At 37.1% G+C, this 14,842-nt stretch carries 13 protein-coding genes and 1 tRNA gene; 8 read left to right on the top strand and 6 right to left on the bottom strand.

Going from position 1 to position 14,842, the window contains the following annotated elements:
• Window positions 1-40 precede the first annotated feature (40 nt).
• Together EKM01_RS02655 and EKM01_RS02650 are read left to right on the top strand one after the other, a co-directional pair.
• Window positions 41-1,267 (top strand): Glu/Leu/Phe/Val dehydrogenase dimerization domain-containing protein, encoded by a 1,227-nt coding sequence (locus EKM01_RS02655; protein WP_126451759.1) that lies wholly within the window; start codon window positions 41-43, stop codon window positions 1,265-1,267.
• 601 nt (window positions 1,268-1,868) lie between these two features.
• Window positions 1,869-2,768: an energy transducer TonB gene (locus EKM01_RS02650; protein WP_126458693.1), complete on the top strand. Its 900-nt coding sequence runs from the start codon at window positions 1,869-1,871 to the stop codon at window positions 2,766-2,768.
• Between the two features lie 216 nt (window positions 2,769-2,984).
• Here the strand turns inward: EKM01_RS02650 and EKM01_RS02645 are convergent, their stop codons facing one another.
• Together EKM01_RS02645 and EKM01_RS02640 are read right to left on the bottom strand one after the other, a co-directional pair.
• Complete coding sequence (locus EKM01_RS02645; protein ID WP_126458690.1) at window positions 2,985-3,380, bottom strand: biopolymer transporter ExbD; 396 nt, start codon at window positions 3,378-3,380, stop codon at window positions 2,985-2,987.
• 1 nt (window position 3,381) lies between these two features.
• Window positions 3,382-4,077, bottom strand: a complete 696-nt coding sequence (locus EKM01_RS02640) for a MotA/TolQ/ExbB proton channel family protein (protein WP_126576579.1) — start codon at window positions 4,075-4,077, stop codon at window positions 3,382-3,384.
• Window positions 4,078-4,206: 129 nt separating this feature from the next.
• Between EKM01_RS02640 and EKM01_RS02635 the strand changes: the two genes are divergently transcribed.
• Entirely contained in the window at window positions 4,207-5,427 is a 1,221-nt protein-coding gene (locus EKM01_RS02635; protein WP_126766695.1) for a folylpolyglutamate synthase/dihydrofolate synthase family protein, read from the top strand.
• An 85-nt stretch (window positions 5,428-5,512) separates the two neighbouring features.
• Window positions 5,513-5,587 (top strand) — tRNA-Val (locus EKM01_RS02630).
• 113 nt (window positions 5,588-5,700) lie between these two features.
• Here EKM01_RS02630 and EKM01_RS02625 read toward each other — a convergent pair.
• From EKM01_RS02625 to EKM01_RS02615, 3 genes are all read right to left on the bottom strand, one after another.
• The gene (locus EKM01_RS02625; protein WP_126766691.1) at window positions 5,701-7,155 is read right to left on the bottom strand and encodes an NAD(P)/FAD-dependent oxidoreductase; all 1,455 of its coding nucleotides are present in this window, start codon (window positions 7,153-7,155) and stop codon (window positions 5,701-5,703) included.
• A 355-nt stretch (window positions 7,156-7,510) separates the two neighbouring features.
• Window positions 7,511-8,524: a UDP-glucose 4-epimerase GalE gene (galE, locus tag EKM01_RS02620; RefSeq protein ID WP_126766688.1), complete on the bottom strand. Its 1,014-nt coding sequence runs from the start codon at window positions 8,522-8,524 to the stop codon at window positions 7,511-7,513.
• Between the two features lie 83 nt (window positions 8,525-8,607).
• Window positions 8,608-9,738: a DegT/DnrJ/EryC1/StrS aminotransferase family protein gene (locus tag EKM01_RS02615; RefSeq protein ID WP_126766684.1), complete on the bottom strand. Its 1,131-nt coding sequence runs from the start codon at window positions 9,736-9,738 to the stop codon at window positions 8,608-8,610.
• 229 nt (window positions 9,739-9,967) lie between these two features.
• On the opposite strand from EKM01_RS02615, the gene EKM01_RS02610 reads away from it, so the two are divergent.
• The 4 genes from EKM01_RS02610 (at window position 9,968) to EKM01_RS02595 (ending at window position 14,268) form a co-directional block, all read left to right on the top strand.
• On the top strand, window positions 9,968-11,221 hold the full coding sequence (locus tag EKM01_RS02610; protein ID WP_126576576.1) for a 3-deoxy-D-manno-octulosonic acid transferase: 1,254 nt from the start codon (window positions 9,968-9,970) through the stop codon (window positions 11,219-11,221).
• Window positions 11,214-11,660 (top strand): GNAT family N-acetyltransferase, encoded by a 447-nt coding sequence (locus EKM01_RS02605; protein WP_126562773.1) that lies wholly within the window; start codon window positions 11,214-11,216, stop codon window positions 11,658-11,660. Before EKM01_RS02610 ends, EKM01_RS02605 begins: the two co-directional genes overlap by 8 nt.
• Before the next feature lie 23 nt (window positions 11,661-11,683).
• Entirely contained in the window at window positions 11,684-13,852 is a 2,169-nt protein-coding gene (locus EKM01_RS02600; RefSeq protein WP_126563377.1) for a S46 family peptidase, read from the top strand.
• 200 nt (window positions 13,853-14,052) lie between these two features.
• Window positions 14,053-14,268, top strand: a complete 216-nt coding sequence (locus tag EKM01_RS02595) for a hypothetical protein (protein ID WP_126458662.1) — start codon at window positions 14,053-14,055, stop codon at window positions 14,266-14,268.
• Window positions 14,269-14,427: 159 nt separating this feature from the next.
• Here the strand turns inward: EKM01_RS02595 and EKM01_RS02590 are convergent, their stop codons facing one another.
• Complete coding sequence (locus EKM01_RS02590; RefSeq protein ID WP_126563378.1) at window positions 14,428-14,775, bottom strand: DUF1508 domain-containing protein; 348 nt, start codon at window positions 14,773-14,775, stop codon at window positions 14,428-14,430.
• Window positions 14,776-14,842: the final 67 nt, after the last annotated feature.

Genomic DNA, 14,842 nt, shown 5'->3' with positions numbered 1-14,842 from the left:
CTATTTTTTATATTTGCCAAAATTAAATATATCGCAACAAATGAAAGATTTATTAAAGAAATTCGAAAATAAAGAACCTGAAATAGTTTTCCATTGGAAAGATGCTGAAACTGAAGCTGAAGGATGGACAGTCATCAATTCGCTACGTGGTGGCGCTGCCGGTGGCGGTACTCGTATGAGAAAAGGGCTGGATATGAATGAAGTGTTATCTCTGGCAAAAACCATGGAAGTGAAATTTTCGGTTTCCGGGCCAGCTATTGGCGGCGCTAAATCTGGAATTAATTTTGACCCGAATGATCCAAGAAAAAAAGGCGTTTTACAACGCTGGTATAAAGCCGTTTCTCCATTATTGAAAAGCTATTACGGAACCGGTGGCGATTTGAATGTGGATGAAATTCATGAAGTAATTCCCATGACGGAAGAATGTGGCGTTTGGCATCCTCAAGAAGGCGTTTTCAACGGTCACTTCAAACCGACAGAAGCAGATAAAATCAACAGAATTGGACAATTGCGTCAGGGTGTGGTGAAAGTGATTGAAAATCCAAAATTCTCACCAGATGTTTCCAGAAAATATACTATTGCTGATATGATTACAGGTTATGGCGTTGCCGAAGCCGTTCGTAATTATTACACGATTTATGGTGGCGATGTAAAAGGAAAGAAAGCTATCGTACAAGGTTTTGGAAATGTCGGTTCAGCTGCCGCATTTTACTTAGCCGAAATGGGTGCTAAAGTAATTGGTATTATCGACAGAGATGGTGGATTAATAAAGGAAGAAGGATTCACTTTTGAAGAAATTAGAGCTTTATTTTTGGCCAAAGACGGAAACAAACTGGTGGCCGAAAACATGATTCCTTTTGAAGAAATCAATCAAAAAATATGGACAATTGGTGCTGAAATATTCACTCCATGTGCCGCCTCCCGATTAGTCACTCAATCACAAATTGACAGCTTAATTGCAAATGGGCTTGAAGTAATTTCTTGTGGTGCAAATGTTCCCTTTGCTGACACAGCAATATTTTTCGGTCCAATTATGGAAGATGTAGATCATAAAGTGAGTTTGATTCCTGATTTTATTTCTAATTGTGGTATGGCTCGTGTTTTTGCTTATTTCATGGAAAAGAAAGTACAAATGACGGATGAAGCTATTTTTCAAGACACTTCAGAAATTATTAAAAAAGCGATTGAAAAAGCGCATAATTTGAATCCAAGTAGAACAAATATTAGCGCCACTGCTTTTGAAATAGCATTGAAGCAGCTTACTTAAAATAAAAAAGTATTCTTTAATCCGTTGGGGGTAATTCAATTTGTTTAATTTTTTAACCACATAGAAACATAGACTTTAAAATTATGGCAGGCGTTTCACTTTTCTATAGAAAACCATAGTTATGTGAACCCAAGAATTGGGATATCTGACTCTTTTTTTCTATGCTTCTATGAGGTTCAATTTTTTTATTTAGAATTAATTGAAATTTCTATTAATTACACCCAACGTGTTATTCTTTAATATTTATCAGAACTGGGATTAAGCAGATTTTAAAATCTATTTAATCCCTTTTCTTATTTCTAGTTTTAAGCAAAAAGGTAGTTTTTTACCGCTAATTCGCTGATTTTAATAAAAATTTTATCTAAAATTAACCGCTTTAAACGGAATTATCACACACAAGTAAAACAAACTGACGAGGTAAATTAGCTTCTCTCTAATTACAAAAATTCAAGCTTTCAAGAAATAAATTTGCAAATCTGCGGTTATTTTAAAAACTCATGCCTTAGGAGTGTTATATTCCGGCAGTAGCTTTTTACTCTTAACAATTTTTAGTACTTTTCAACGTTTTTTAGTAATACACTTTTTTAAATTTAAAACACAAATGAGTTTCACCATTTTATCAGATCAAAAGAAATCGTTAGCACTATCCATTCTTTTGTATGCGACAATGTTGTTAATTTTATTTTTTATCCGTTTCTGGCCTCCTGCAAACATGGATGAACTTGCTGGTGGCGGTGGTGGCGGTGGCGTTACAGTAAATTTTGGCGACAGCGATTTAGGTTCGGGTGCGAATTATAAAAGCGAAGTTTTGGAGGTAAAAAACCAAACCAGACAAACGCCTGCTAAATCAACTCCAGAGGAAGCTATTTTATCTCAGGAAAACAGCACTGAAGAAAGTGTTGTGATTCCGACAAAAGAAAAAACTAAAAAACCAACAGTAGTTATAAAAGAAGCAGCAAAACCAGTAGTTGTAAAACCTAAAGTTTCTAACAATACCAATAATGCTTTATCCAGTTTCATGAAAGGCTCCAATAAAGGCGGAGATGGCGATGACAAAGTAGCCGGAAACAAAGGAAAAGCAAACGGAAGCCTGAGTTCAAACGGTTATTATGGAACGGGTGGTTCTGGAGGAGGAACAGGCGGCGGAAACGGTACCGGAAGCGGAATAGGAACTGGCAGTGGCTATGGTTCCGGAAGCGGGGGTGGAACCGGAAGTGGCTCTGGCGGCGGAGTGGGATATTCGTTAGGAAACAGAAAAGCTGTTTCTAAACCCGCACCAAAATACACGTGTAATGAACAAGGCAAAGTTGTAGTTGAAGTATCTGTAGACAGATCCGGACGGACAGTAAATGCCGTTGCTGGTGTTAGAGGAACCACGAATACCGCAAAATGTTTATTAGACCAAGCCCGAATTGCAGCAATGAGCACGAGATGGGATGCCAGCAGCGATGCCCCGGAAAAACAAGTCGGTAAAATTGTTTACAATTTCAATTTGAATTAGAGCAATTAGGAAGCGTATCTTTTTATCATTGCGAGGAATAAAGTAATGACAACTGCGTAACATCAGATACAACTTTGCGTAAGGGATAGTAGCAAGTACCGAAGTACTGCGGATAGCCCGACCGCAATAGAAAAAGGGGCCAATCAACACTATGCTGATTAGCCCCTTTTTCTATTACGGTCACGCCCAAATAATCCTGTAAATAAAATGACAGTATTACTTTGGACTGGTAGCAATCACAAACTTCAAATTGTTTTTGACTCCTATTTGCAGTACATCAACTAAGTCTTGCACTTGCAAATTGAATGGAATGCGAACAATAACCGTTTGATCCTTCTCTAAATTCATCTTAGACATCAAGGTTGTTTCGAGTTCTTCAAAGGAAACCGCCTGCTTGTCTATGTAGAATTTTTTATCCTCAGTGACAGATAAACTAATGTATTGCTTATTTGTTTTCTCGTTCGCCTGAGCTTTTGGCAAGGTCATCTTGATCACATTAGGATTTGCCAAGGTTGATATAATCAAGAAAAACAACAACAGGAAAAACATAATATCACTTAATGACGATGTGGCTACCTCAGCATGAAATCTTCTTTTTCGTTTTATAGACATGTTACGATCTTTGAATAATATTTACAAACTCCAGGATTTGTTTTTGAATTTTTAAAGCAAAATTATCAATCTTGCCGTTTAATATATGATATCCGCTGTAGGCAATGATACCAACGATTAAGCCCGCACCACTACTGATCATTTTTTCATACAATCCCCCGGAAATATTACCGATACTAATATTTTCAGTAACTGAAATACTATAAAATATTTTAATTACTCCAGAAATAGTTCCAACAAACCCTAACGTAGGTGCGATTCCGGCTATAAGGCCTAAGTGACCTAACTGCTTTTCCATTTCTCCTATTTCGATATCTGCAGCACGATCCATATTAGATTCAATTTCAATAATTGGTCGCCCAATAACCAGAATTCCTTCTTTTATGATATTTCCTGAAGCCGTATTATTTCGTTCTGCAATAGATCGAGCTAAATCAAGATTCCCTGAATTAAGATTATCACGTACATCGCGCATCAAAAGAGTATCAATTTTTGATGCTTTATTGATATACAAATAGCGTTCTATAATAAGATAAAAAGTGTAAAATAATAGAATCCCGATTGGGATAAGCCACACGCCCCCTTTTAAAAGGAATCCTAAAGTGGATATTTCGGCATTTGGAGCAATTTTTTCAATAACTACGTTTGAAGCAGCGTTGGTAATCGTGTCGGCCTGTAATTGTATAAAACTAAACATATAATATTATTGTATTTTAATCATTAATTCTAAAAATTATTTCAATTTTGCACTAAAGATACTTTTCGATGTACTATTAAACTAAAAAAAACGAAAAATATTTCAAACAATTACTATTTTATTACAAAAATGAACTACCAGGAAACCACCAATTGGATGTTTAACCAGCTCCCGATGTACCAACTTCAGGGCGCCTCGGCGTACAAGAAAGATTTAACCAATGCGCATTTACTCACAGCACATCTTGACAATCCTCAAGAAAAAATAAAATGCATTCATGTTGCGGGAACTAATGGAAAAGGCTCTACTTCGCACATGTTGGCATCCATACTTCAAGAAGCTGGGTATAAAGTTGGCTTGTACACTTCCCCACATTTAAAGGATTTTAGGGAACGTATAAAAATTAGTGGAAAGGATATTTCCGAGGAATTTGTTACTAATTTCATCCATGAACACAAACATTTTTTTGAATCCAATGACATGAGTTTTTTTGAAATGACCGTTGGTTTAGCCTTCGATTATTTTGCCAAAGAAAAAGTAGACATCGCCGTTATAGAAGTGGGAATGGGCGGACGATTAGACGCTACCAATATTATCACTCCATTAGTTTCGGTGATTACCAATATAGGATTGGACCACACGCAATTTTTGGGCAACACACTTGAATCAATCGCTTTTGAAAAAGCGGGAATTATCAAACCCAACCTTCCCGTGATAATAGGAGAATACACTCCTGAAACCCGATCTGTTTTTTTGGCTAAAGCCAAAGAATGCAATTCGGAAATCTATTTTGCTGCTGATTTAATTTCAGAAACCTATTCTTCTGATTTAATTGGCGATTATCAAAGGCACAATAAAAGAACGGTATTAGAAACCATCACCGTTTTAAACAGTCAGAACGAATTTAAAATCACTCCTGAAAATATAAAATCTGGCTTATTAAATGTGATGAAAAATACCGGACTGCAGGGAAGATGGCAACAATTAAGAGAATTCCCCAAAGTTATTTGCGATACTGCACATAACAAAAATGGACTGGAAATTGTGTTGAATCAAATCCAAAAACAAACTTTTGAAGCATTACATATTGTTTTGGGAGTTGTAAATGACAAAGATTTAAATGAAATCCTGCCTTTATTTCCTAAAAAAGCTATCTATTATTTCTGCAAACCCAATATTCCTCGTGGGCTGGATGTTCTAATTCTAAAACAAAAATCGGCTAGCTTTGACCTAAAAGGCCAAGTATACAATTCTGTTTCAGAAGCTTATCATGCCGCACTGAAAAATGCCGGAGCAACTGATTTTATATACATTGGTGGAAGCACCTTTGTAGTAGCAGAAATTTTATAATTTTTTTGGTTTTTACTTGCAAATCTAGAAAAGTGGCGTATATTTGCACACGCAATAACGGAAACGAAAGTAACCAAATTGTTTAGGGCGATTAGCTCAGCTGGTTCAGAGCACCTCGTTTACACCGAGGGGGTCGGGGGTTCGAACCCCTCATCGCCCACAAAAACTCCATTATTTCTAATGGAGTTTTTTTATGTTTACTACTTAACGGAACACTTCGTTTAGAATTAAAATTATTTCCGCAATACACGCAACCATCTCTGCAAGTTATATCTAAGTGTCTTTTTTCTTTAGACTCCGTCCTCTGGGCGCATTACCCTCTTGAAGCACGATATCAGAATGTAAGAACTCTGCAGCTGTAGCTGAATCCTGCACTTTGATCCCACTGCGTTCTAACATTTCCGCTTCAAACTTCGTTAACACACTTTCCCTTATTCCACCTTTTCTCCATTGAGATAAAGGACTACATCCCTTTGATATTTCCCGAGCCAGCGAAAGTGCATCTAGCAAGGCTTGATTTGCCCCCTGTCCTTTGAAGGGACTCATCGGGTGAGCCGCATCACCAATCAAAGTCTCTGCCCCCCATTTCTCCATCATTTCTGACTGGAGTAATTCGCGGTCATACACAGGATAGCCAGAAATCTGCGCATCCAGGGTCGCCGCTAAAATCTGAGGAATGGGATCGTGCCACTGCGTTCTACGACACGCTTCTTCCTTGAGTGCTTGAGGTCCTTGAGCGCTTAATGTCTTAGCCTCTTGTTCTGGCATTGGGAAGCTAAGTTGCCACATCACTGAGTCTGACGTATAAGGCATGATGTAGATCCGCTCATTGCCATTGGCGGTTTGAAATACAGTTGCAGAGTCTAGTAAATGGCTTGTACGATCTTCGAGAGCACTTAAAGGACAAATTCCCAAAATAACAATGCAATCCAGATAACGTAATGGAGTAATATCCTCCCCAATCAGTAGCGTCCGTACCGAACTACGAATGCCATCGGCTCCAACCACAAGATCTGCTTTGTAGTTCTTTATTTTCCCGTCTATTTGAAAGCTTAAATCAACACCATCCTTACATGCCACAAACGCTACCAACTGATGCCCCCATTGTACTGCATCCTGTCCGCCGAGTTGCTCTAGTAAGGCTAAACGCATCGATTGTCGTGCAATATGTACATTGGAACGCTTGGGAGATGTTTTCGTATCTGACTGTATCCATTTTCTGACTCCCCATTCCCCAATCACTTTTCCTTCTGCAGTATGAACCAGATGTCTTGTTGAAATCACTCCTTCTTTTAAAGAAAAAATACCTAATCCCTCGATCGCTTTACTCCCTTGTTGCAAAGTAAGTCCGTAGCCCTGAGAGCGAGCATCGAAGTTACTGTCGCGCTCAAATAGCGTAAAAGGAATCCCGCGGTGCAAACAAGCCACCGCTAGAGCTACTCCTCCAATACCACCACCGATAATAGCAACGTGTGGGAAGTTTTTTTTATCCGCAACCGGGTGACTATCCGAATGAACCAAACCGGATCCGTAACAGTTCAAACAGGAGTATAAGTGACCCTTGGGATACACTGGAGCCGCTCCTTCGCCTTTTGTTTTTTCAAATAGATCAAATGCTAGTTGATAGCGGAGTCGCGCTTTCTTGCTGATCCCACGACTTTTTTTGCCACGTCCCTGACATTCCGTACAAATAGCCCAGCATGCTCCTTCATCTTCCTCTTTTTTCACTTCCTTTTTATTTCACTTGATGTTGACTCTTCGCTACACGAACACGAAGCTAATACTATTACTGTTGGGCTTTTAAATACAGTCCAGATCCTGACTTTCATATAATTTAACATGAGAAATTTATATTTTTAGTTCTTACCGCTTGTGGCAGTTTTGCAACTTTAATACAAAAAGATAGCAATACAAAACTACTTTTTCCAAATTAAACCAGAAAGGATTCCTCAGAGTCATTTTATTCAAATCCTAGATGAAATGATTCGCAAACAGTTCCGCAAGAACCCCAAAAATCAAAAACCTTCAAGATCAAATGATTTTGAAGGTTTTTGATTTTTGGTATGAAGCGGGTGTGATTTTTTCATCCCCTAATCTTCTGTTCCCATTTCCAGGCACTTGCCATAGCTTGTTCCAGCGTGGATTGTGCTTTCCATCCCAAAATAGTATTGGCTTTATCTGTATTGGCGTAAGCTGAGGTAATGTCTCCTTCTCTGCGACCTACAATTTTATAAGGCAATTTTTTACCACTTACTTTTTCAAAAGTATGAATAACCTCTAATACTGAGCTGCCGGTTCCGGTTCCCAGATTAAAGGTTTCTACTTTAGCCGTATTTTTTTTGTTCAATAAGCGCTGTAGAGCAATTACGTGGGCTTTCGCCAAATCAACTACGTGAATGTAATCGCGTACTGCCGTTCCATCTGGAGTAGGGTAATCATCACCATAAACCGAAAGTTCTTTTCGCAATCCAAAACCGGTTTGTGTAATAAACGGCACTAAATTCTGAGGAACTCCAATAGGTAATTCTCCGATTTCAGTAGAAGGATGCGCTCCTATTGGATTAAAATAACGCAATAATATAGCGTTGATATTAGTAACTTTGGCAGTATCAGTAATGATTTCTTCTCCTATTTGTTTCGTGTTCCCATAAGGAGACATGGCGGTTTGAATAGAAGCATTTTCATTTATTGGCATGGTTTCGGCCTGACCATAAACCGTACAAGAAGAACTAAAAATGAAATTTGCTTCCGGTTTTAGCTGTAATTCCTGCAAAACATATACCAGTGTATTGATGTTATTTTCATAATACAACAACGGATTCTCAACACTTTCGCCCACTGCTTTTGAAGCTGCAAAATGAATGACCCCTGAAATATCAGGATGCCTTTTAAAAAAATTCTGCACTTTTTCTTTTTCGCGCAAATCTAATTTTTCAAAAGCCGGAACTTTCCCCGTAATATTCTGAATTCCGTCCAAAACACTCAAGGAAGTATTCGATAAATTATCTACAACGACAACTTCAAACCCTTCGTTTTGCAATTCCACTACGGTGTGAGACCCTATGAACCCTAACCCACCTGTGACTACTATTTTCATGATTTCTAATTTTGTACAGACGCAATAAACTGCATCTAATCGTTTATAAAAAAGACGCGATGAATCGCGTCTCTACAACAATATTATTTTAAATATTGTAAAACTGAATCCGTGATGAATTTAATTTGCTCGTCATCTAATTCGGTGTGCATCGGCAATGAAAGCACTTCCCTTACTAGCTGATTGGTTACCGGAAAATCTTCTTCATTGTAACGGGAATCAGCGTAGGCTTTTTGTAAATGCAACGGAATTGGGTAATAAATAGCACAAGGAATTCCTTTTTCCAATAAGTGCTGCATCAAGCCATTTCTGTCAGCATCAATGATTCGTAACGTGTACTGATGAAAAACGTGACAGTCACAAATTGAACAAATAGTTGGTGCAACGATATTTTTATGCCCTTCAAAAGCCGCAGAATATTTCCTGGCTGCATCTTGTCTGGCTCTTCCATACTCATCTAACAAAGGCAACTTTGCGTTCAAAACGGCCGCCTGAATACTGTCTAATCGGGAATTTACGCCTACTACATCATGGTGGTATCGCTCATACATTCCGTGATTTACAATTCCGCGAAGTTTGTGCGCCAAAGCATCATCATCGGTAAAAACAGCTCCGCCGTCTCCGTAACACCCAAGATTTTTTGAAGGAAAAAACGAAGTTGCTCCTACGTGTCCAATCGTTCCCGCTTTCTTTTTAGTGCCATCCGAAAATTTACAATTGGCACCAATCGCTTGCGCATTATCTTCGATAACGTATAAGTTATATTCTTTTGCAATCGCCATAATCGCTTCCATATTGGCGGCACGACCAAACAAATGTACCGGTACAATCGCTTTTGTTTTTGGCGTAATCGCTTTTTTGATTCCTTCGATAGAAATATTCATATTATATAGATCCACATCGACTAAAACCGGTATCAATTGCAACAAAGCAATTACTTCCACTGTGGCTGCAAAGGTAAAATCGGCAGTGATTACCTCATCGCCTGGTTTTAAATCCAGTCCCATCATGGCAATTTGCAACGCATCAGTTCCATTTGCACACGGAATTACGTGTTTTACATCCAGATATTCTTCTAATGATTTTTGAAATTGATGAACTTGAGGTCCATTAATATAAGTATTAGTATCTAAAACTTCCTGAATAGAAATGTTAACGGTATCTTTTATTTTTTCATATTGACTCTTTAAGTCAACCATTTGGATTTTTTTCATTACAATTTTTGTTTAATGTTCGAAAGAATACCATTTCTTAATACAGTAAATACTTTCTTAAATCGAAGAACAAAAATAGCTATTTATGAGTTGAAACCAATACAACCTACATTAAAAAAAGATATCATTCAAATGAACTAAAAATGACATTCCTAACAACCAAAATTTAAATATTGCTGTGGAAGAAATTAAAATAAAGAAACCGTATTTTAGCCCAAAAATTTTAATCATGCTTTTTCTCTATACTTTAGTGGTTCAATTTGCTGGTTTTTTATTAAAAATCACAGCACTTTTCAGTCCAAAAATGAAACTTTTCATGGATGGCAGGAAAGTAGTTTTCCCTATTTTGGAACAAAAAATAAAACGTACTGACAAAACAATTTGGTTTCATGCCGCTTCTTTGGGTGAATACGAGCAAGGTTTACCCGTGCTCGAAAAGATAAAAAAGCAGTTTCCTTTGCACAAAATCGTGCTTACTTTTTTCTCTCCTTCGGGTTATGAAGTCCGTAAAAACAATACAGTTGCTGATGTTACAGTTTATTTGCCTTTGGATACCAAGAAAAATGCACAACAATTTTTGAATCTCGTTCATCCGGATTTAGTGTTTTTCATCAAATACGAATATTGGCCCAATTATTTATTTGAACTCAAAAAATCAAATACTAAAACCTACCTGATTTCTGGAATTCTTAGAAAAAATCAACTGTTTTTCAAGTGGTACGGCGGCTTTTACAGAGAAGCGCTGGATGCCTTTACCTACTTTTTTGTTCAAAATGAAACTTCCAAAAAATTACTGCAGCAGTTAGGCAAAACAGACGTTGCTGTTTCTGGCGACACCCGATTTGATCGAGTGGCTACAATTTTAGAAAAAGACAATTCGTTGGATTTTATCTCTGATTTTAAAAACAACACACTCACTATTGTCGTGGGAAGTTCGTGGCCAAAAGATGAAGATTTAATAGTGAATTTTATAAATTCGAATACTTTCAATGTCAAATTTATTATTGCGCCACATAATATAAAGGAGGAACAAATTCAGAATTTAAAAAACAGCATTACCAAAAAAACTGTTTTATTCTCTGAAATGGAGACTGTAGGGACAAGTCGCGACTTGTCCCTACAGGATTTCGATGTTTTTATCATTGACATCATTGGTCTTTTGACAAAAATATACAGTTATGCGGATATTGCCTATGTGGGTGGCGGTTTTGGGAATCCCGGCGTTCATAATGTCTTAGAACCGGCAACTTTTGGTGTTCCAATCCTTATTGGCCCCAACTATTCGCATTTTGCAGAAGCAATTGCTTTGGTCAATATGGAAGCCTGTGTTGCCGTCAACAACCAAAAAGAATTGGACGAAGCCCTTGAAAACCTGATTCATAATGATGATATCCGACAGGAGAAAGGTCATATATCCAGCACTTTTGTACAAATGAATAAAGGCGCCACCACCATTATTTTAAACCATATTTTGAATGATTGAATTTAAACCTCTGGTTGCTACTGATATTGAAACCATTGTCTCGCTGATGCAGGAATTTTATGCCATAGATAATTATCCCATTTCTGTTGATGTGTCCAAAACTTTATTTCAAGAATTTATTTCCAATGAAAATTTAGGAAAAGCATGGCTCATTATATCCGTCAACGAAATTGTGGGCTATCTTATTCTAACCTTTGTTTTTAGTTTTGAACACCAAGGAAGAATTGCTTTTTTAGACGAATTGTATGTCACCGAAAAAGCACGTGGAAAAGGGATTGGTAACGAAGCCATTGCATTTATTACAACTGAAAGTCGTAAACTATCGTTACAGTTGCTTTATCTAGAAGTGGAACCGCACAATGAAAAAGCACAAAAATTGTATCTCGCCAGCGGTTTTGAATCGCACAACAGACAATTAATGAAGTACAAAATCATATAAAATTACACTCTAAATTTAATACTATGAAATTTTTAAAATTATTCTTAGTCCTATTTGTCATTCAGATGCAAGCCCAGCAAGGCGGCATGTGGATTCCTTCGTTGCTAAAAGGAATGAATGAAACTGAAATGAAAAATCTGGGCATGAAAATGTCCGTCAAAGACATTTATGATGTAAATCAATCCAGCATCAAGGATGCTGTACCTCATTTTAACGGTGGCTGTACCGCTGAAGTTATTTCTCCAAAAGGACTAATCCTGACCAATCATCATTGTGGATTTTCTCAAATTCAATCGCATTCTACCGTTGACCATGATTATCTGACAGATGGTTTTTGGGCATACAAAATGGAAGATGAATTACCAAATGAAGGTTTGACAGTTACTTTTATGGTAAAAATTGAGGATGTAACCACATCGATTCTGGAAGGTACTGCTTCCCTTAGTAGTGAAGCCGAAAAACAAAAGAAAATTCAAGAGAACATTACGGCATTGTCTAATTTGTTGCCAAAGGAAAATTGGCAGGAAAATAAAATTCGTACGTTTTACGAAGGCAATCAATACATGCTTTTTGTCACGGAAACCTTTACGGATGTGCGCTTGGTTGGCGCTCCACCTACTGCCATCGGAAAATTTGGTTCTGACACTGACAACTGGGTTTGGCCACGTCACACTGGTGATTTTTCTTTGTTTAGAATTTATGCCGATAAAAACAATCGTCCGGCTGCATATTCAAAAGACAACGTGCCTTACACCCCCAAACACTTCTTGCCTATTTCACTGGATGGCGTAGCTGAGGATGATTTTACATTGGTTTTTGGATACCCGGGCAAAACAAACGAATATTTACCCGCTGTTGCAATTGAGCAAATTATAACCGAACTGAATCCTGCAAAAATCGAAGTCAGAGACAAAGCCCTGAAAATAGCTGATAGTTTTATGCGAAAAGACAACGCCATCAAAATTCAGTACGCCTCAAAATATGCAAGTACTGCTAATTATTGGAAAAAATGGATTGGCGAGACACAAGGATTAAAAAAATCAAATGCAGTTACTGTAAAAAGAGAATCTGAGAAAACGTTTCAACAAAAAATAACAAAAGCAGGCAAAGAAAAAGAATATGGAACAGTATTGGCTGATTTTGACAAAAACTACACAGAAATAGCTCCTTATGCGCTAGCAAGAGACTATTTTACGGAAGTAGTTCTGCGCAATACGGAATTGCTCAGTACTGGATACAAGTTATACCTATTAGAACAAGTGTATAAAGCCAAAGGAGAACAATCTTTTACAGACCGAAAAAATAATTTAATACCCGGATTGGCTAATTTTTATAAAAACTTCAATTCAACTGTAGATCAAAAAGTTTTTGAACAATTGATCGAATTGTATGCGACAAAATCTCCAAAACAATTTTTACCGCAAAGTTTGGTCAACGTTAATGCAGGGAATTTGGCCTCGGAAATATATACTAAATCCAAACTTCAAAATTATGCCGGCCTAATAGAATTGCTGTCAGGTGACGCCGGAACTGTTTTAACAAATTTAAATAACGACCCCGGATTCCTGTTAGTTAAAGAAATAGCCGATAAATACGCTAAAGAAGTAGCTCCAAAATATGACGAAATCAACGTGAAGATTACAGCACTGCAACGTACTTACATGAAAGCGCTGTTAGAATTAAACACGGATAGCAGGATTTTTCCAGATGCCAACAGTACTTTGAGAATAACCTATGGAAAAGTAAAAGGATATGAGCCTAAAGATGCTACTGTATACACTCCAATAACCTATTTAGATGGTGTTATGGAAAAATACATCCCGGGAGATTATGAATTTGATGTTCCTGAAAAACTAGTGAACCTCTACAACACAAAAGATTATGGCCCGTACAGCGAAAATGGTAAAATGCCAGTTTGCTTTATTGGCACCAATCATACTACCGGGGGCAATTCAGGAAGCCCTGCGATTGATGCTTCCGGAAACTTAGTAGGACTTAATTTTGACCGGGTCTGGGAAGGAACAATGAGCGACCTCTATTACGACCCCAGTATCTGCAGAAATATCATGGTGGACATCCGCTATGTTTTGTTCATTATCGATAAATACGCAGGTGCAAAAAATTTAATCACCGAATTAAAATTAGTTCACCCCAAGAAAACCAACTCCTTGAAAAAGAAAAACTTAAAATAAAAACAGCAAAAAAAACGAGAGTATAGCACCAATATTAAACGTTTCTTAAATATTTACTTTGACTGGCACACTATTTGCTTTTTATCCTAGCGTGCATAAAAAATAATATTTTTTAAAAAAAAAATAAAAAAATATTTTACATATTAAAAAATTTATATCTTTGCCACGAATTAATAATTAACCTTTTATATTAAATTAAGATGAAAAAAGTATTTTTAAGTTTAGCTGCTGTTGCTGTTTTGACTGTTGTATCATGTAAAAAAGCTGACGCTCCTGCTGAAGACGCTGCTGCTGTTGTTGATTCTGCTGCTATGGTAGTTGATTCTGCTGCTGTTGTTGTTGACTCTGCTGCTGTTGTTGTTGATTCTGCTGCAACTGCTACTGAAGCTGCTGCTACTGAAGCTGCAAAAAAATAATTAGAACTCAAATTCTAAAAATTTTAAAGCCATCCGCTATGCGAGATGGCTTTTTTAATTTGCAAAACCTCCTCTTTCGAGAAACAGATTTTCAAAAGCAAAAAAGAGAGTCTCAGCAACTAGCCGAGATTCTCTTTTTTTATGTCTTTATTTAAAGATTCAATCGATAAAAACAAAATCATTTGCTGAAAAGTCTAATGTTTCGGATAGTGATCCATAGCGTACAATTTCGTCAATCCCTTTTTGCAAACGCAGCGAAGTGGTATATTTTCTGCTCGTGGCAAAATGATTACCACTTACTATCAATTTAAAGTAAAACTTCCCACCGGAAGACTTAAATTTTAAAAAGTCAGCAGTTTCAATTGCTGCTTTAAATTTTTCAATATCTTCTTCACACTCAAATTTCAGTTCATAACTCAAACTTGTAAAAACTATTTTCCCCTTTCTGGAAGTAAAAACAAATTTATATTCGTCATTATATCGTTTACTTATTACGAAAGCCCCCATAGTTTATTAAAATAACAAAAATTCAAATTATGAATCACGAAAAAGCAAGGAGTTGATATTGGCTCCA

Source organism: Flavobacterium sp. RSP46 (genome assembly GCF_003984825.1).
In the GTDB taxonomy this organism is placed as follows: domain Bacteria; phylum Bacteroidota; class Bacteroidia; order Flavobacteriales; family Flavobacteriaceae; genus Flavobacterium.
The sequence above is the reverse complement of the archived record's forward strand: the minus strand, read 5'-3'. Positions and strand labels throughout refer to the sequence as shown.

Excerpts from the sequence above, each read along its gene's own strand:
- EKM01_RS02655 (WP_126451759.1), top strand. The coding sequence starts at position 41 with ATGAAAGATTTATTAAAGAAATTCGAAAATAAAGAACCTGAAATAGTT.
- EKM01_RS02650 (WP_126458693.1), top strand. The coding sequence starts at position 1,869 with ATGAGTTTCACCATTTTATCAGATCAAAAGAAATCGTTAGCACTATCC.
- EKM01_RS02645 (WP_126458690.1), bottom strand. The coding sequence starts at position 3,380 with ATGTCTATAAAACGAAAAAGAAGATTTCATGCTGAGGTAGCCACATCG.
- EKM01_RS02640 (WP_126576579.1), bottom strand. The coding sequence starts at position 4,077 with ATGTTTAGTTTTATACAATTACAGGCCGACACGATTACCAACGCTGCT.
- EKM01_RS02635 (WP_126766695.1), top strand. The coding sequence starts at position 4,207 with ATGAACTACCAGGAAACCACCAATTGGATGTTTAACCAGCTCCCGATG.
- galE (WP_126766688.1), bottom strand. The coding sequence starts at position 8,524 with ATGAAAATAGTAGTCACAGGTGGGTTAGGGTTCATAGGGTCTCACACC.
- EKM01_RS02615 (WP_126766684.1), bottom strand. The coding sequence starts at position 9,738 with ATGAAAAAAATCCAAATGGTTGACTTAAAGAGTCAATATGAAAAAATA.
- EKM01_RS02610 (WP_126576576.1), top strand. The coding sequence starts at position 9,968 with ATGCTTTTTCTCTATACTTTAGTGGTTCAATTTGCTGGTTTTTTATTA.
- EKM01_RS02605 (WP_126562773.1), top strand. The coding sequence starts at position 11,214 with ATGATTGAATTTAAACCTCTGGTTGCTACTGATATTGAAACCATTGTC.
- EKM01_RS02600 (WP_126563377.1), top strand. The coding sequence starts at position 11,684 with ATGAAATTTTTAAAATTATTCTTAGTCCTATTTGTCATTCAGATGCAA.
- EKM01_RS02595 (WP_126458662.1), top strand. The coding sequence starts at position 14,053 with ATGAAAAAAGTATTTTTAAGTTTAGCTGCTGTTGCTGTTTTGACTGTT.
- EKM01_RS02590 (WP_126563378.1), bottom strand. The coding sequence starts at position 14,775 with ATGGGGGCTTTCGTAATAAGTAAACGATATAATGACGAATATAAATTT.